Source organism: Leifsonia xyli (assembly GCA_001647635.1).
In the GTDB taxonomy this organism is placed as follows: Bacteria; Actinomycetota; Actinomycetes; order Actinomycetales; family Microbacteriaceae; genus Leifsonia; species Leifsonia xyli_A.
Map to the genome: position 1 here is coordinate 526,360 of CP014761.1, position 17,132 is coordinate 543,491.

Genomic DNA, 17,132 nt, shown 5'->3' on the forward strand with positions numbered 1-17,132 from the left:
CAGCGAACGAAGCGCCGCGAGCGGAGGCCGCAGCGAAGCAGAGGCCGACAAGCCAGCCACAGGCCAGCGAGGAGCGCAGCGACGAGCTGACGAGCCGACACGTCACGTCGGCGAGTCAAGGACATTCAAGGGCACAAGTAACCACTGACATATCGAAGGCACTCGTCAACACACAGGGGCGGCGGCCGGCGGGCTGAACGGATTGGGCGAACAACGACCCGTGAACAGCCGGTTTTCTGCCGAGGAACCGGGTGTTTTCCGCCGCATCTTCTCGGGTGAGGACACCGCCGGGTTTCAGGGCGGTTCCGGAAGCTCAAGGAGACGCATTGACCGCAGTGATTCCGCCGCGCGGAACAGTGACCGAACTCGGCGTGACCGAGCTGGATTCCGTGACGCCCGGGAGCGTGCTCGTAACCTGCACGAATGGCATCTTCCGGGTGGCGGTTTACACCACCCCGACGCTCGGCATTTCCACGGGTGTCACCGCCTGGTATCTCGGGCAGGAGATCGTCGAGCTGGAGGACGTTCTCCACGACGAGCTCATCGACGATGTCCGGGAGCTCATCCACGCGATCGGTGACGGGACCCTGTACGCGATCGACGGAAGCGCGCACTCGTCGGTGACGGGACACCGTGTACTTGATCGGTGGCACGTTCATCGGTGTCCAGGCCGCGGACCCAACCGGTGAACGGGAAGGAATCATGGACACGGCGGCTTTAGCCATCCCCGCGATAGAGCCCGGCTAGACCTCGCCGATCCAGGACCGGCTCCCCGACCCAAGCGGCGATATCAGCTTGGGAACGGCAACTCGACCGAAGGCTCGTGCCAGAGGCACTGCTGGGCGGAACGCGATCGAGTTCGATGTGAACGAGCAAGAGCTGCGAGCATCTTGAATGCTTACTTGAATGCTTACTTGAATGAATTCTTGAATGATTTGTGAATGCTCTGGTGATCTATTCCCGATCACTCACTGACATGACTGTGGGTGAACCCGTTTTGGGGGGTTCGGACAGAGGAGCCCACTTGCAAAGGTGAATAGCCACATTGCCCATACACCCCAAGGATCACGTGACGAACACTTTCACTGGCCGCTCCCCAGCACTGAGCAGCACTGCAATGAACTTCGGCGAAACCTTGCGCGGTGTACTGATCAACGTGCTGACTGTCCCGAAGGACCAGCAAGCGACGAGCCCGAAAGACATTCCCGCTCGCTGCCTAACCTCTAACGGCTAGCACAATGGCAACCAGCTACTCCGCGGCGACAAGCAAGAGCATTCCGCTCATCGTTCAGGCGGGTTCACCTGACCCCAAGGTCAGGGCGGCGGCACTCAACCAAGGGCACGCGCATCGCGAGATCCCCGAGCCTGTTCTGACACTTCTCGAGTGGGACGAGGACTCAGATGTCTGCTTCGCGGCGGCGGATTTCAGACGGTCGTCACAGGAACGTGAGCAGGCATACGGCCGCTTGTACGCAGACCCTCGGTTGAGCGCCCATGAGGTGTTTCGTCGAGCCCCATATCTATTGCCCAAGCATGCGCTGGAAACGTCCGCGCTCTGGCACGAGCCCGAGTTTCGGATTCGGGTCGCCGAAATGGCCCGCTACCCAGACCACCGAATCCTCTATGTTTTGTCACGGGACGCCGTCAACGGCGTTAGGCGAGCTGTCGCATCGAGCAGGGACGTTCCGGACTCTGTCCTACGGGAGCTGAAGCGCGACGGAGAACCCACCGTTGCGCAGCTCGCGAAGAAGCACATCAAGGACCGAAGACGCGGCATAGATGCGCTCAGCAAGTCCCAAACGGAACGGGGAGAGCTCGCTGCGTGGAGCCTTGCCGTCGACCGGTTACTCAAAGCATCGGATGCAAGCGTCGGAGAACTCGTCGAGTTGTTAATCGCCGAGTCCCTGGCGTTACCCACAGCGAGGATCATAGAGCAGTCGTGGGTTCCATCCCGGATTCTCGCCTCACTCGTCTCTGGTCGCGACAAACAGCGTCAGGTTGTCCTGACCGCCATCGCCGCCCATCCGAACACCCCCGGTGAGACGCTGGATGAACTTGCGCACGGAATCTGGGGCGAGGAGCCTGCGCTCCTCGCACTCCGCAACCCAAGCCTTCCCACGCAGACTCTGATCGAGCTCGCGAGCACGGCCCGGCAGCCCGGGCGATGGAAGCTCGAAGCACTATGGGCCAACCCCTCCATGCCCGAAAGTCTGATCCTCAGTAAGCCCGCGAATGTCGGCGCGCGGATCGGCATAGCCCAAAATAGTGCCGCACCCGACTTCGTTCTTGCGGCACTCGCACGGGATGAAGACATCTCCGTCCGCGCGGCCGTCGCCACAAATCCGGCCGCGCCCGTAGATGTTCTGCTCAAGTTGGCCGGCAATTCCGAGGAGGAGTTCTTCACCTCGATTGTTGGCGCGCTTGCGTCCAACGTCCGGCTTCCCCGCATCGCGCTCGACACCCTGCTCTCACATCCCACCGCGAAGGTCTGGATAGCGCAAGCACCGCACACTCCCTCCGACGTACTAGTCCAGCTCGCAACTGACGACGATCCTCAGGTGCGTTGGACCGCCGCAAGCAACCCGTCAACACCGGAGTCGGTACTCGAAGGGCTCTCTAACGACGAGGCCGTCAGATTCGTCAACAAGACCTGGTCCCCTGATCTGGTTCGCATGACAGAAGCGACGAGACGCGCAAGGGAAGCATATGAGTCCTCGCCACTGCCAAAGCCGTCATCCCCGGCAGAAGCAGCAGCGGTTTTCATTGCCGCGCTGCCCGAAGATGAGCGCGGCGACCTTGTGACGCATGGTTCACCGCCCGACATTGCCCAGTCGGAGTTCATCCTCGCGGCCCTCGTGAATGACCCTTCGCCCTCCGTGCGGGGTTCGGTTGTACACAGGGCCGGTGAAGAGGTCCTGACGGTCCTTTCCTCTGACCCCGATCAGAGCGTCCGCTTTGCCGTCGCGTGGACAACCGCGAACCCCGCCCTGTTGAATACGATGTCGCGGGATCCGTACGCGAAGAACGCCGTCGTGGCCAACCCCGCCACACCCGCTAGCGTCCTGTGGACGTTCATGGACTCGAGCTCAGAGCTCGACCTTGAGCTTCTGGCACAACACCCGAACGCAACCGCCGAGGTGCTCGACCGATTGGCCCGTTTGGAGCACTCCAGCGAAAAGGTGCGCAGCATCATCGCCAAACACCCAAACGTCGGACCTGAAACGCTAACGATGCTCGCTAACGACGGCCAGGCTATCGTCCGGCAGTTCGTCGCCGCCAATCGTAGAACTCCCACTTCTGTGCTCGCCCGTCTCAGCACCGACGACGATCAACTTGTCCGGGCGATCCTGGCGCTGAACAAGCACACGCCCGTGCCCACTCTCGAGCACCTTTCGACGGACCCCGTGGATCAAGTACGCCAACTCATCGCCATCAACCGTCGCGCGCCAGGACGCCTCTGGGGCGCACTCACGCTCGACGCTGATCCCGTCGTCCGCTCGTTAGCCGATGAGAATATGACCCCTGCCATCGAAGAGCGCCGTCGGCTTGCCGCGGACCCTCGAACGGCCAAGGACCTGCTCGACCTCTTGGCGAGCGACCACGACCCCGACGTTCGGCGGGCGGTCGCCGCCAACCCTAGCTCGCCCGCCGATGCGCTTGCGCGGCTGTCCAGCGACGTCGACGTCGGGATCCGGCTCCTTGTCGCTCGACGAGCCGACGCGACGGGAGAAATCATCTCTAAGCTCACAACCGACGTGAAGTGGTCCGTGCGAAGAACAGCTCGATCCACGCAGCGTCGCAACATCGCCCAGACAAACTGGCCTGTCTAAGCCCGACCTGAGTCAATCTCACATGCCCGGGACGACGTCTTCCACTGTTGAGCACGCCTCGGCATCCAAGGCTCCGCTTGCCCGATTTCTGCCAAACGTGAAACTCCGGCAACTGGCACTTGAACCCGCCCCGCATACGGCTGTCTTCATGCCAATCCGCATGAAAACGGGGCCTCTCGCGCTGCTTCCCCGATAGTTGTTTTGTCACAGAAGCCGCGGCCTCCAGGCTCCAACCGCTCCCTTGCCAGACCGCTCGCCTCCGCTAGGTCTCGATCGTTGCACGCGCTGCCGACATTCTGCAAACACCGTCTCCGACTTGCGCTGGCTCAGTTCCAAGTGCCCGACCCGGTAACGACAGATCTTTGGCTAGTTAGCTAGCTATAGAGCCCCTGGCTATCTAGCTCTAAAGCTCCGTGGCTAGCTAGCTAGCTAGCTAGCTCTATAGTCCCCAACACGGCCAGATGACACCGTCCGCTACCTGCACGACGAGGTGCTCCCTGCATATCGCGCGTACTCGGACTCGTTGGCGAAAATCGAACCGGATACCGCCGACCTGGCAGACGCCCACGCGACCCTCGGACAGGCGGTGACCGAGATGACCACCGCAATCGGATCGTGCGTGCGAGCACCATCGACGGCGACCTGCGCCGATGCGTTGACAGAACCGACCCACGCGACCGGATTGGATCGAGGCCGTCATGCACGCCGACGCGGGTCTCTGACACGCTCAGGGCGCACGCGGAGCGCGCCGAGCACGAACAGTCCGAAGACGAGCAGGACGGTGTCTCCGCCGATCATCAGCCCCCAGCGCCAACTCGCGCTGACGTTGCCGAGGGCGAGTGCCATGTCGGTGACGGCGTGGATGAGGATGAGGGGCCACATGGCGAGCCCGCGCAGTCGGAGCCCGGCGAGTCCTACTCCGTAGCACGCTGCGCCGACGACCTGAGCTGCCGTGACCGCGACGTTCGCTCCGAATGCGATGTTGGACAGATGAGCGAGGCCGAACAGGGCCGAGGAGAGCAGTGCCGCACGGAGCGGAGTCCAGGTGCGGAGGGCGTCCAGGACGAGTCCGCGGAACCACAGCTCCTCGTACACCCCCGTGGCGAGGTAGCCGATGACCAGCACGACCACGGCCTGGGCGCTCGCGTCCTTCAGTCCGCCGGCGAACGGGGCCAGCACGACCAGGAGGGGCAGGACGAGGAGTGCCGGAGGGCAGGATCCATTCCGCAGGAGTCGCGGCTTGCGGACGAGGACGACGACGACAGCGAAGACGGCGAGCAGCAGGACGGCGATGAACCTCTGGGTCATCATGTCGAGCTGCGGCGCGACGAGCGCGAGCAGGCCTGCGCTGGCGATGGTGGCGGCGACGGTGAGGATCCAGAGGGAGATCGCGGTGGCCGCAGGTCGTCGGACGACGGCGTTGACTGGGGTGAGCATGCGCCGACAGTATCCGCGCAGGGAAGGCCCTCGGATCGTGCCGGAGTCGGATTACCGGCTGATCGTACCTCCGCCCTCGGTAGGAGGGTGAGGCGTCAAACCGCGCCGGTACGGAAGGCGTAGATCACCAGCTGAGCGCGGTCGCGACTGCCCGTCTTGGAGAGCAGGCTCCCGATGTGCGTCTTCGCGGTCGCCATGCTGATGTGGAGCCGCGCGGTGATCTCGTCGTTGGAGAGGCCCTCGGCGATGAGCTGCAGCACCTCCTGTTCCCGAGCGGTGAGCGCCACCGCGGTAGGCGCATCGGAGGCCGGGGTGCTGGCAGGCTGTTGCGTTGCGAGGGCGTCGAGCAGCCGCCGCTGCACCGACGGGTCGAGTTGGGCGTCGCCGGCCGCGACGGAGCGGAGCGCGCGTTCGATGTCCTCGGCGGACGAGTCTTTGGTGAGGTAGCCGCGGGCGCCCGCGCGGAGTGCCCGGAATACCCAGGCGTCGTCGTCGTAGGTGGTCATCACGACGACGCGGATGTGCGGCAGCTCGGCGAGGATCTGCGCGGTCGCCTCGACGCCATCGAGGTGGGGCATGTTGAGGTCCATCAGGACCAGATCCGGTTGGCTGGTTCGAGCTTGGCGCACGGCGTCGTCGCCGTCGATGGCGGTGCCGACGACGGTGATGCCCTCGATGAGCCCGAGCAGCAAGGCGACGCCGTCGCGCACGATCTTCTGGTCATCGGCGACCAGCACGCGGAGCTCATTCACGCGGGCACTTCCGTTCGCGACAGGGGCAGGGAACAGCTGGTCTCGAAGCCGTCCTCGGTGGGTCCGCCAGTGAACTCGCCTCCGAGGGCCTGGGCGCGCTCGGCCAGGCCGGAGAGGCCGAACCCGGTGGCGAGCATTTCCGACGGGGCACTGCCGGCGTTTCGGACACTGACGACGACCTCGTCGGGTGACCACCGCAGTTCGATGGCCACGGATCGGCTGTCGGCGGCGTGCTTGCGGACATTGCTCAGTGACTCCTGGACGGTGCGGAACACCGCGAGACCGATATCGCCGTCCACGGCCACCGGCTCGCCCGATTGGTGCAATCGAGCGGGGATCCCCGTGTCCCGGGAGAAGGAGGTCACCAGAGTCGGAAGGTCAGCGAGATTCGCGAGCGCCTCGCCGCGCAGCGCTGCGATGGCCCGCTTGCCCTCGGCGACCCCGTCGCGGGCCGACTTCTGCGCCAGCGCGAGTTGCTCCAGGACGCGCGGGTCCGTGTGCGTCCGCTCGCCCAGCAGGCGGGCGGCTTCCAGCTGCAGGCTCAGGCCCGACAGCGTGTGCGCGAGGACGTCGTGCAGTTCTCGCGCGAGGCGGGCCCGCTCGCCGAGCGCTGCCGCGTCGTCGCGCGCCTTGCGGGTCTCCGCCTCCTGCCGCAGCAGCTGCTCGGCGCGCACCGTGGCGTCGCGCTTGAGGGCCGCGAAAGAGGAGGCCGCGAAGAAGAACAGGAGGCCCAGCACGATGTTGAGCAGCGCGTTCCAGGGGTGGTCGCTGGTGACCGCCTCAGCCGCGGCGACTAGAACGAGCACCGGGATCGACGCGAGCAACGCCGGTCGCGGCGGCATGCTCAGCGCGATGGCGGACACGGCGACGAATCCGGCGACGAAGCCAGGGCCCCACGGTTGCCAGAGGTCGAGGACGGCGCCGGCCAGGCCGTACAGCGCGAACCCCGCAACGCGCCAGCGCATCAGCGAGGTGGGGAGGAGCAGGGCAGGGGTCCAGATCCCCGCGGATAGGAGGACGACGAGCACAAACAGCTCGCGCGGCACGGACTGCGGCGGTTCCGAGAGCAGGCACACGGCGGCGACGACGCCTGCCACCGCCGCACCCAGCTGCGTGAAGGAGAAGGTCAGGTATCGCCTCATGCTCCAACACTAGAAGAGTCGGAATACGCCGGATCGGCCCGAGGTAGGAGAACTTTGGCACGCGGAATCCAACTCTGGGCCGAGGACCCTCGGGCCCGGCACAGACACGATCGACTCATGACGACCCCGGAACGCTTCGAAGGTGCGCACGCACGCCTTATTCACCGTCAAGGAAAGACACTATGACCGTCGACCAATATCTCCTGAACATCGGGCTTCTCGCCTTCATTTTGATCTCCAACCTTGGCGCGCGAAAAGTGTCGTCGCTCCGGCTTCTCCTTCCCGTGCTGATCGCCGCAGTGTGCGGTGGTTTGTTCCTCACCGACGTCCCCACTGCTGGCAACGATGTTCTGCTCGAGGCCATCGGAATTGGCGCGGGGATGGCTTTAGGAGTCGCCGCAGGGTTCTTCATGCGAGCGGACGTGCGTGACGGTGTGACCGTGCTGCGTGCGGGGTGGTCATATGCGCTGCTGTGGATAGTCGTCATCGGCGGACGAATGCTTTTCGCCTACGGTGCGGACCATTGGTTCCCCGCACAGATCGCCGATTTCTCGATGTCTGCGCGAATTACAGGTGCGCCAGCATGGGCGGCTACCTTCATTCTGATGGCCTTGGCGATGGTCGTGGCGAGGGTCGCGACCACCACTCTGCGCACATGGCCCCTCAGGCCGTGGCGCGCGACGACCCGATGAGCGCTGACATGAGACAGAACACCGCGCGAAGCGCGCCACTGAGGAGGGCCCGGGAACTGTTCACCTCGACGCATCTCGTGCGCGGAGGGACCGTTGGTCAAGACAGCGGGCTGACATGGTTCCGTACGGACGCTCCTCACGAAGAGCTGAACGCGGTGCTTGCGGTGACCGGCGACCGCATCGACGATGCCGTCCGGGCGATGGGCGATGCTCCGGCGCTCTGGCATTCCTGGCCAGGCGACCCGCGCTTCGACGTCGAAGCTCGCCTCCGGCAGCGTGGCTTCCGGTTCGTCGAAGAGGAACCGGTGATGGTGCTTTCACTGGACGACGGCCACGCGTTGCCGCCTGTCCGGTCTGTGCCGGGGCTGCGAATCCAACTGGTCGCAGACAGGGAGTCCCTCGCGGAGTGGGTTCGCGTCTGGACGGGCCGCACTGATCCCGATCTCGTGGCCGCCCTCGCTGATACGGGTCTCGGACGCCCCGCAGCCGTCCACCACCTTCTCGCTCGGTTGAACGGGGAACCGATCGGCTGCGCAGCGGCCGTCGTCACCGACTCCGTCGTCGGGGTCGAGCATGTGATCACCTCCGAGGCACACCGCGGGAAAGGGGTCGGAACGGCGCTCACCATCGCCGCGGTCGAGGAAGGAACCACGCGCGGCGCGATCGCGGCGGTGTTGACCGCCTCTCCCGATGGGCTCGGGATCTATCGGCGACTCGGATTCGAGGAACATGCAGCTGTGCGCCGACTCGCTCTGTGAACTGGTGTGTCAGCTGACTCCCCCGTGGTCAAGATGGCGGGTTCCGCAGACAAGACCCAGAGGCCGCGCTTGGAACTTCCGAGATTCCCCAAATCCGAGGAGAGCAGCCTTGGTCGTTTCAGCAAGCCAAGGGGTCGGCGGGAAGCCCGAGCCGGGATTGGAGACGCTGTGACGCTGCGGCGGCTGCGTCGTTGGGCGCGAACGCGACCTGCATCGCCGCTTCCCAGGTCGGTGCGGCGACCATCTGGGTGAGCGTCGCCGGGGCCCGTTCGCCCCGGTGAACTAGAGGGGAATCGGCGACTCGGTCGTCGCTGTCCCCGCTGGCGCAGAAGCAATCATAGTCATCGCCAGCCATCAGGGTTCCACCTTCGTCCTCAAGGTCATCGACGCGAGAAGAAGAGCGCACGCACCTCAGCGCCGCCAAAGATCTATGTCTGTGGCGGGAAGGGGCTCGGGCGGGACGGGAAGCTCCACTGGAACACGATCGGCTGACGCCCCCTACACTCGCCCCGGAATGGGGGCACATCGCAGGATGAGGATGTGTCAGGATTATGCCGCCGGCTCAGTTGAGATGGAAGGCCGCTCCATGAATCGACGCACCCCGCTCCTCCTCATCTCTGTAGCCGTCCTAGCATGCATGATCGTTTCGGGGTGCTCGAGAGATGCCTCCCGGCTCGACACGTCGGGCGGCGGCACCGACATCTCTCGGGTTGACCTGTGCGGCTGGGTGAACGCATCGACAGCGGCAATGGGTGGGACCTTTGGCGTCGCCGGGCCTGCAGCTGCGGCAACAGCGCAGACCATCCGCCGTTCAGGGGACGTGACCGCCGTGACATGCGAGGTCCGCAGCCTCGGAACCGGCGGCATCGGCCAAGACGAGACGCTCGGCGAGGTGACCCTTATCCGTGGCGGCGAGGCGGTGAAGGACGCCAATCCGCGAGGAGTCGCGAAGAAGTACTCCCACGGGTCATACGAAGGGCTCTCCGCCGAGGCGGACTACCCGCCGGCCGCGCTGGTAGCCGTGCAGCTCGAGGACGGCCTCGTTCTCAACGTCGAAGGCTTCCGCGCCGGTAGCAACGTCGACATGTCGACAACCTCAGCGGCCGGCACCGAACCGCTTATGGCTCAGCTGCTCGACCAGCGCGACAGCCACCACATCGGCGAAATCCCGAAGGACTCGATGGCAGATGCCTGGGCCTTCTGCGACTCGCTCGGTATCCCGTCCTCACGCGACAACTTGGGCGTCTCTGCCGGCGACAAGCTCGTAATCAGCGCGACCGGCGAGCCGAACACAAACGGTTCAACCCTCGGCGGCGTGGTGGACCGCGGCCGGCGTGACTGCAAGATGACGCTCGTCGACCCCAACCCAGGCTCGGCGGACATCTGGCCTTGGAATTCGCCATTCGGCCAGGAGCGAGAGGTCGTAGACATCGAGTTCTTCGGCTTCGGCAGCGATGACGACGCAGCCTCGGCCGCCGCCGGAGCGTCGACCTTCCCTCCAGGTAAGGTAGCAGCCGGCAAATGGGCGTACGGGGCAAGCCCGTTGGTGCAGAACCCGGGAACCCAAGAACTCTTGCAGCAGCTCAGCGAGAAGGTCGCCGCTGCTGCGGTGCCGGAAGCCCCAGCCGCTGGCGACTAACTGGCCGATCCGCCGCATATCCCTTTCCGCCCAGGAAGGACCCGCGGGATACCCGAGCTCACCTTCCCGGACGGTGTAGCTGAGGTCTGAAAGCGCTAGCTGGCTTAACAGGTCTCCGACGTTCACGAGGGGCTTTCCTGGCGTTCCTTGAGGAGACTTCGCATCACGTCGGCGAGGACTTGCCGAGGCGCCGCTACAGGCGGCGTCGGGATTCAATGCGTGTTGGCCGAGTCACGCCCTTCGATGTGCGCGGCGCGTCAGCGAAACGCGTGAAGCATCTCCTCCAACGCTGTCACGCCAGCGTCCGCTTCCCGAGGGTCTAGCGACAGCGCTAGGTCAGCAGCGACTGCAGCTGGAAGCGGTTCCACAAGCGGCACAGGCGACGTGTTCTCCCGAATGACGTCCGGCCCGTCGGGATCTTCGACCAGCAGGAACCGCTGAGCCAACTGCTCGAACCTCACACTCGGACGGAGGTAACCGTCCACCCGGCGGAGGTCCTCGATGAGGTCTGACGAGATCACTGAAGCAGCAGCCCTCCCAGACGCCACCAGCTCAGACTGCACTGCCGCGCCATCGGCATGAACCCGCCACGTCCTCGAACGCGAACCGACAGCGCGGTAGAGAACGCCAGCGGAGACATCACGAAGACGGGCGTGAAGACGCGAACGGGTCCGCGAGGTGAGCCAGGTAGGGGTCACGCCGGAAAGCTCGTACAGGGCCGCCCACGCGACGGGAATGCTGAGAGGACGACCCGCCGGCATCCGACGACGCTGGTACTCGTGGACGGAGTCGGAGGACACCAGGTACACGCCGGACAACTTCCGGCTGGCGAGGACTCCGGTGGTGACGAGGTCGTTCGCGTGGCGGCGTGAGATGCCGAGCAGGTCGGCGGCGTCAGCGACGGAGATGTCCACGACGCCACAATACCCCCAAGAGTGGAGGTCATGTGGCCCATAAAGCAAGAACCGCCCGGGGGCGGACCAACGACACCCTAGGCGGTTCTCGGACGGATTCGGGCCCGTCTCTACCCCTATGCGCGGCAGTCAACGTCGGCTGTCGCTCCGGTTGAAAGCCCCCAAGCTCAACCGTTCAACAACGTAAATGCGGCGATTCTTGCTGATAGGTTCACGTCAGGCCGGCAAAGGGGGCAATCGTGACATCACTGCGCGCTGACAGCAACCCAGCTAAAGCCGTGGACGCGCTTCGTATGGCCCTGGGGCGATTCGAGTACGCGCAGCGCATCGCAAACGTTCAGGAGCGATACGACTCCTACTTGCGTACCGCGGTCGAAGCGGAAGCCTCGTTGTTGAAGTACTACAGCCCCGCAGAAGTAGATCGCCTGGTGCTGGGTCCGACCTTCCAGCAGTTCAGCGACTCAAACCTCGCAGCCTTCGGCTGGACGCACCAGCGGCTCGACAACGAGCTCGAGCGCCGGGTGGAAACCCTGACAAACGAAATCACTGACCTTCAAGAAGAGATTGCGCGATGGGCGTACCAGGTGCCCGAAGGCGCCTTCGCTGACCACCGGCTACATGCGCTGGTGATTGACACTGGCGTACTCGAAGAGCACCCCGACCGCGCCGAACTGGCAGACCTGGCTCCCAAGTGGCTGGAGCAGGCGAGGCGTCCGTCAGGAGGGATAGCTCTCGCGTTCGCCTCAGTAACCCTTGATGAGATCGATCGCCACAAGACGGTCGCTCAGAAGATGCACGGTGGGGACAAACTCCTCAAGACGGAGGCGCGTCGGGCTCAGAAGCTACTGGGCTCGCTCTTCGATGGTGGTGTGCAACGATCAGAAATCGACAGCTCGTGGCACGGCATCTACGGGTTCCTCCAAGCGCGCCCACTCGGGCACGTCCCGTTTGCGATCGCCGACAACGAGATCATCTCCTATGCCCTCGACCTGGTGCCGTTCGCCGCGAGTGTCACTTTCGTTACCTACGACCTGGGTCCCTCGATCACTGCCGAGCAGCAGAATCTTCGCGCTCTACGTCTGGATTACGCAGACTAAATCCGTGGGGCCTCAGGGACTCGAACCCTGGACCTGACCAGTTATGAGCTGGCTGCTCTAACCTGCTGAGCTAAGACCCCGAAGCGGTTTTTACCCTACAGGACGGACACCGCTGATCCCGGCCAAAGGGACGCTTTCCGGGCACCATGTGTACCCTTGCGTGTACCCTGCGGCCAGAAATTCCGCTAAAACACTGGGATGTGACTCTTGATCCAGAGAGTTATGAGTTCCCTGCTCTGACCAGCTGAGCTACCGCCCCGAGCGTGCCGGGCCCGTCACTCCGGGGCGGGCACGCTGGAGGCCGCGTCCGTCACCGGGTCGGCCACCGGCTCACCACGATACAGGCTCTCGAAGGTGCTGATCGTCGTCTGGATGTCGTGCGCGGCCACGATGCGGAGCGAGGCTCGCTTGAGCACGTCGAGCTCGTCCTGCGGCAGGCGGAGGACGCTCTCCAGCTTGTCCGCGAGGTCCTGCGCGTCGCCCGGGCGGAACAGGTGCCCGTTCTCGCCGTCGTGCACCAGGTGCGGCAGCGCCATGGCGTTCGCGGCGACGACCGGCAGGCCCGAGGCCATCGCCTCCATGGTCGCGATGGACTGCAGCTCGGCGATCGACGGCATCGCGAAGATCGTCGCGCGCGTGTACGCCTCCCGCAGCTCCTGGTCGCTCACGTAGCCGAGGAACTCGACGCGGTCAGCGATCCCGAGGGTCTCGGCCAGCGACTGCAGGTTCTTCAGCTGGTCGCCGCCGCCGACGATCTGCAGGCGCGCATCCAGGTCGGCGGGGAGCAGCTTGATGGCGTTGAGGAGCACGTCGATGTGCTTCTCGCCGGTGACGCGGCCCACGAACAGGATGCGGTTCGCCGTGCGCGGGGTGAAGTCGGGCGTGTAGTTCTGCGCCTCGATGCCGCAGGAGATCGCGTGCACTCCGCGCAGGCCGGTGGCGTTCTCGAGGAAGTCGGCGGCCTTGCGCGTGGGCGTCGTGACGGCCTCGGCGCGGTCGAAGCTCTTGCGGGCGTCGCGCCACTCGATCGCGATGAGCGCCTTCTGCAGGAACTTGGGGATGACCGTGAACTCCATGATGTTCTCGGGCATGACGTGGTTGGTGGCGACGATGCGGATGCCGCGCTTCTGCGCCTCGTACGCGAGCCCGCGGCCGACCACGATGTGCGACTGGAAGTGGACGACGTCCGGCTTGACCTCGTCGAGGATGCGGCGGGCGTTCGCCTTGCTCATCCACGGCAGGGCGAAGCGGAGCCAGTCGTGCGGGTACCAGCGCCAGCTGCGCAGGCGGTGGGCCGTCATCTTCTGGCCCTCGTGCTCCTCGATCCAGGTGCCGTGCTTGCGGCTGGCCGCCGGAGCGACGATGTGGACGTCGTGGCCGCGCTCGACCAGGCCGGCGGCGAGGCGCTCGGCGAAGCGCGCCGCTCCGTTGACGTCGGGGGCGAAGGTGTCGCAACCCATGACGATGGTCAGCGGCTTCTTGGCTGCCGGGGCGGGCGGGGTGTGATGCGGTCCGCTCGTATCAGGCACGTGGTTCGTTCCCTACGGTCGAAGTATTCGGATGGCGAACGGGCACAGCGCTCGCGGTCCGGGCTGCAGGTGGGCCCGGTCGATTCAACGGCCTAGTCTAGGCGGCTTTCGCCCGCCACGTCCGCAATGCGGTCGGCGACCGGCGCGTCCGACGCCGACTGCGGGTGGTACTTCGCGAGCTGGAACACGCCCAGGATGGCGACCGCGCCGGTGATCGCGAAACCGACCATCGCCCACCACGGAGCCCCCGCGGCCTCGTTGAGGACGACGATGCCGATGGTGACCGCGACCAGCGGGTCGATGACCGTCAGACCCGCGATCACGAGGTCCGGAGGACCGGACGAGTAGGCGTTCTGGACGAAGTACGCGCCGAGCACGGCGGCCAGCAGGAGGGCCACGATGCAGGCGACGAGCAGCCAGTCCCACTCCTGGTTCGAGATGCGGTCGATGGCGACCTTCGCGAGCGTGGCGACGAAACCGTAGAGCACCCCGGCGCCGACGATGTACATGATCGCCTTGAACCGGTGCCGCAGGAAGGCGAACAGGAGCCCGAAGGCGATCAGCACGACGGCCAGGATGATGAGGATGACGACCAGCGCACGGCTCGTCACCGGCAGGTCGCGCGCGAAGACGGCGGCCAGCAGCACGAACGCGCCGACGCCGCTGACGCAGAGGGTCACGGCGATCACCGACTGGTGATTGAGCTTCACCCCGCTGACCCGGGCGTTCAGGATGCTCGTGATGACGAGCCCGACGACGCCGAGCGGCTGCACGAGAATGATCGGCGACAGCTTCAGGCTGACGAGCTGGAAGACGATGGCGAGGCCGAGCAGCAGCGTCCCGATGACCCAGGACGGGCGAGCGAGCAGCAGACCGAGTTGGCGCACGTTCAGGCCGCTCTCGGCGTGGCCGGCGGTCGCCTCGACCTTGGCGACGCCGTGGTGCTGCAGCTGGGCTCCGACGGAGAGGAAGACGGCACCGACGAGCGCGACCGGGATGCCCAGGAGCTGGCTGGGCTGATACGACAGGTCGAACGCGTCCATCAGTTCCGTACCCACCTGAACGACCCTACCGGGAATGATCCGGATAGTCTTGCCGAATGGCCGTCCTCCCGATCCGGATCACCGGTGACCCCGTCCTCCACTCCCCCGCCCGCCCGATCGAGCAGATCGACGACGAGCTGCGCACCCTGGTCGCTGACATGTTCGAGACGATGGACGAGGCGCCCGGCGTCGGGCTGGCCGGCCCGCAGGTGGGCGTGCCGCTCCGCCTCTTCGTGTACGGCTGGACCGACGACGACGACGTCCAGCACCGCGGCGTCGCGATCAACCCGACGCTCTGGCTCAGTCCGGCCGCGGTGGGCGAGCTGGATGAGGACACCGAGTCCGAGGGCTGCCTCTCGTTCCCGGGCGAGCGCTTCCCGCTCCGCCGGTCCGACCGCGCCATCCTGCAGGCGACCGACCTCGAGGGGAACGACTACGAGGTCCGCGCCGAGGGCTGGCTCGCCCGTATCTTCCAGCACGAGTACGACCACCTCGACGGCGTGCTCTACGTGGACCGGCTGACGCATACGTTCGGCAAGTCGGCGCAGAAGGTCCAGCGCAAGAACAGCTGGGGCGTCCCCGGGCTGAGCTGGCTGCCCGGCCGCGACCACCTCGAGGACTGAGCCGCCGCGCCCTAGCGGCGCAGGTCGACTCCGTGCACGCCGTTGTGGTGGCGCAGCGCGGGGAACACGACCGACAACGTGAAGCCGACGCCCGGCACGGTCTGGGCGTGCAGCGTGCCCCCGAACAGCGCGGCGCGATCGCGCATCTCGATGATGCCCGCACCCTCGTAGTGCTCGGTCAGCGCGCGCACGTCGTCGGTGATGGAGTAGGCGGTCGCCTGGTCGACGCCGTCGCGGTCGAGCCCCAGGCGCCGTGCGGCGGCGCGGATGCCGTCGTCCTCGACGCTGACCTGGAGGCCGTCTGCCGTCCAGGCGAAGGCCACGGACGCGTTGGTGCCCGGGCCGCCGTGCTTGAGGGCGTTCTCCAGGCTGGTCTGCAGGATGCGGAACACGGCCAGCTCGGCGCCCTGCCGCAGTTCGAACCGCTCCCCCGTCTCGGTGAAGGAGACCGCGAGTCCGGCATCCCGCAGCACCCGGAACAGGTCGCGTGCGGAATGGAGGCTCGGCTGCGGGAGGGACGCGTCCTGGGCCTCGCGCGCGACCGCCTGCAGCCGGCGCAGGTCGCCAAGCGCATCGCGGGCGGACGTCTCGAGCGCGCCGGCGGACCGGACGGCCGCGGCGGGGTCGGCGTCGGCGGCGTACCGCACGCCCTCGGCCTGCGACACCAGCCGCGACACGGACTGGATGGCGACGTCGCCCAGGTCGCCGATGATCCGGAAGCGACCGGCCTGCTCGGCGAGGTCGAGCTCACGGTCGATGCGGTCCCACTCGGACTCCTGGCGGGCGTCGCGCAGCCGGCGGTGCCGGGCGCGTTCGGTGAGCCACAGCACGAGGAGGATCAGGGCGGCGACCACCGCGATCGCGGCGATCACTGCGGCGGCGTCCATCCCGTGCTCCTTCCGGCCGCACGCTCGCGCGGCCCCGTCGATCGTACCGGGGCCGCGCGAGGGTCGTCTCTTCGTGCGGATCAGGCGGTGCTGTCGCGGTTCGCGCGCAGCACCTCGAGGCGGGCGCGGTACTCCTGCTCGTCGATGTCGCCGTTCGCGTAGCGCTGGGCGAGGGTCTGCTCGGCGGAGCGGGTCGCGCCTCGCGGTCCCCAGGGGCCGTAGCCGCCGTACCCTCCGCGTTCCGCGGCCGCGCGCCGCCAGCGCCGGCCGAGGAGGCCGAACAGGAGCACGAAGACGAGGATCCAGAAGATCGGGATGAAGATCCACCACCAGCCGACGAACGGCGGTCCGTACGCGACGACGCAGGGCGCTGCGGCGACGGCGGTGGCCAGTGTGCTGAGCATGATGTGTCCAATCGGTGTGGTCCGCGCCTGTCGCGGACGTCACTGTCAGCCTCGTCGCGACGGGGCGTTCGCGAATCCGCCGCAGGGAGCGACCCGCGCTACTCCGCCGGGAGCAGGCGGCGACCGGGAATGCCCTCTGCCGGGAGGCGGCCCGGGCGACGTACGATGCGCCCATGGAGCACGAGGACGGACGCCACGACTCTCCGGACGAGGAGCCGGACGAGGAGCTGAGCGAGTACGAGAACGACGATGCCGAGATCCGGGCGTCGGAGGAACGCGAGGCCGGGCTGACGGCGCTCGGCGGCCCGGGGTTCGGCGGCCTCTTCGGCCACCACCGGGACGACGACGGCTTCAACGCGCAGAACAACCCGTGAGCTGGCCGGGC

At 66.2% G+C, this 17,132-nt stretch carries 17 protein-coding genes and 1 tRNA gene; 8 read left to right on the forward strand and 10 right to left on the reverse strand.

All coding sequences use genetic code 11. The features are described 5' to 3' along the window. Positions 1-356: 356 nt before the first annotated feature. Both A0130_02690 and A0130_02695 read left to right on the forward strand, forming a co-directional pair. Positions 357-689 carry a hypothetical protein gene (locus A0130_02690; protein ANF30731.1) on the forward strand — a complete coding sequence of 111 codons (333 nt, stop codon included), beginning with the start codon at positions 357-359 and terminating at the stop codon, positions 687-689. A 2,109-nt stretch (positions 690-2,798) separates the two neighbouring features. Next, complete coding sequence (locus A0130_02695; GenBank protein ANF30732.1) at positions 2,799-3,830, forward strand: hypothetical protein; 1,032 nt, start codon at positions 2,799-2,801, stop codon at positions 3,828-3,830. 696 nt (positions 3,831-4,526) lie between these two features. On the opposite strand, the gene A0130_02700 is transcribed toward A0130_02695, so the two are convergent. The 3 genes from A0130_02700 to A0130_02710 form a co-directional block, all read right to left on the reverse strand. Next, on the reverse strand, positions 4,527-5,267 hold the full coding sequence (locus A0130_02700) for a hypothetical protein (protein ANF30733.1): 741 nt from the start codon (positions 5,265-5,267) through the stop codon (positions 4,527-4,529). 95 nt (positions 5,268-5,362) lie between these two features. After that, positions 5,363-6,019, reverse strand: coding sequence for a DNA-binding response regulator (locus A0130_02705; GenBank protein ID ANF30734.1), 657 nt, complete (start codon positions 6,017-6,019; stop codon positions 5,363-5,365). After that, positions 6,016-7,161, reverse strand: coding sequence for a hypothetical protein (locus A0130_02710; protein ANF30735.1), 1,146 nt, complete (start codon positions 7,159-7,161; stop codon positions 6,016-6,018). The genes A0130_02705 and A0130_02710 overlap by 4 nt, the downstream gene beginning before the upstream one ends. Positions 7,162-7,343: 182 nt before the next feature. Here A0130_02710 and A0130_02715 point away from each other — a divergent pair, with 182 nt between their 5' ends. After that, positions 7,344-7,853 (forward strand): hypothetical protein, encoded by a 510-nt coding sequence (locus A0130_02715; GenBank protein ANF30736.1) that lies wholly within the window; start codon positions 7,344-7,346, stop codon positions 7,851-7,853. After that, entirely contained in the window at positions 7,817-8,611 is a 795-nt protein-coding gene (locus A0130_02720) for a hypothetical protein (GenBank protein ID ANF30737.1), read from the forward strand. The genes A0130_02715 and A0130_02720 overlap by 37 nt, the downstream gene beginning before the upstream one ends. Before the next feature lie 118 nt (positions 8,612-8,729). Here the strand turns inward: A0130_02720 and A0130_02725 are convergent, their stop codons facing one another. Then, positions 8,730-8,966, reverse strand: coding sequence for a hypothetical protein (locus A0130_02725; GenBank protein ID ANF30738.1), 237 nt, complete (start codon positions 8,964-8,966; stop codon positions 8,730-8,732). 216 nt (positions 8,967-9,182) lie between these two features. On the opposite strand from A0130_02725, the gene A0130_02730 reads away from it, so the two are divergent. After that, a complete protein-coding gene (locus tag A0130_02730; GenBank protein ANF30739.1) occupies positions 9,183-10,250 on the forward strand; it encodes a hypothetical protein in 1,068 nt (355 codons plus the stop codon). Between the two features lie 257 nt (positions 10,251-10,507). Here the strand turns inward: A0130_02730 and A0130_02735 are convergent, their stop codons facing one another. Continuing rightward, entirely contained in the window at positions 10,508-11,164 is a 657-nt protein-coding gene (locus A0130_02735) for a hypothetical protein (protein ID ANF30740.1), read from the reverse strand. Positions 11,165-11,457: 293 nt separating this feature from the next. Here A0130_02735 and A0130_02740 point away from each other — a divergent pair, with 293 nt between their 5' ends. Further along, positions 11,458-12,261, forward strand: a complete 804-nt coding sequence (locus tag A0130_02740; protein ID ANF30741.1) for a hypothetical protein — start codon at positions 11,458-11,460, stop codon at positions 12,259-12,261. A gap of 5 nt (positions 12,262-12,266) precedes the next feature. On the opposite strand, the gene A0130_02745 is transcribed toward A0130_02740, so the two are convergent. The 3 genes from A0130_02745 to A0130_02755 form a co-directional block, all read right to left on the reverse strand. Then, positions 12,267-12,341, reverse strand: a tRNA-Met gene (locus A0130_02745). A 195-nt stretch (positions 12,342-12,536) separates the two neighbouring features. Continuing rightward, positions 12,537-13,790 (reverse strand): glucosyl transferase, encoded by a 1,254-nt coding sequence (locus tag A0130_02750; GenBank protein ANF30742.1) that lies wholly within the window; start codon positions 13,788-13,790, stop codon positions 12,537-12,539. Positions 13,791-13,882: 92 nt separating this feature from the next. Further along, positions 13,883-14,848: a multidrug DMT transporter permease gene (locus A0130_02755; protein ID ANF30743.1), complete on the reverse strand. Its 966-nt coding sequence runs from the start codon at positions 14,846-14,848 to the stop codon at positions 13,883-13,885. A gap of 41 nt (positions 14,849-14,889) precedes the next feature. Between A0130_02755 and A0130_02760 the strand changes: the two genes are divergently transcribed. Beyond that, on the forward strand, positions 14,890-15,456 hold the full coding sequence (locus A0130_02760) for a peptide deformylase (GenBank protein ID ANF30744.1): 567 nt from the start codon (positions 14,890-14,892) through the stop codon (positions 15,454-15,456). An 11-nt stretch (positions 15,457-15,467) separates the two neighbouring features. Here the strand turns inward: A0130_02760 and A0130_02765 are convergent, their stop codons facing one another. Both A0130_02765 and A0130_02770 read right to left on the reverse strand, forming a co-directional pair. Beyond that, the gene (locus tag A0130_02765) at positions 15,468-16,343 is read right to left on the reverse strand and encodes a hypothetical protein (protein ANF30745.1); all 876 of its coding nucleotides are present in this window, start codon (positions 16,341-16,343) and stop codon (positions 15,468-15,470) included. Between the two features lie 80 nt (positions 16,344-16,423). After that, the gene (locus A0130_02770) at positions 16,424-16,747 is read right to left on the reverse strand and encodes a hypothetical protein (protein ANF30746.1); all 324 of its coding nucleotides are present in this window, start codon (positions 16,745-16,747) and stop codon (positions 16,424-16,426) included. 173 nt (positions 16,748-16,920) lie between these two features. Here A0130_02770 and A0130_02775 point away from each other — a divergent pair, with 173 nt between their 5' ends. Next, the gene (locus A0130_02775) at positions 16,921-17,121 is read left to right on the forward strand and encodes a hypothetical protein (GenBank protein ANF30747.1); all 201 of its coding nucleotides are present in this window, start codon (positions 16,921-16,923) and stop codon (positions 17,119-17,121) included. The last annotated feature ends 11 nt before the right edge of the window (positions 17,122-17,132 follow it).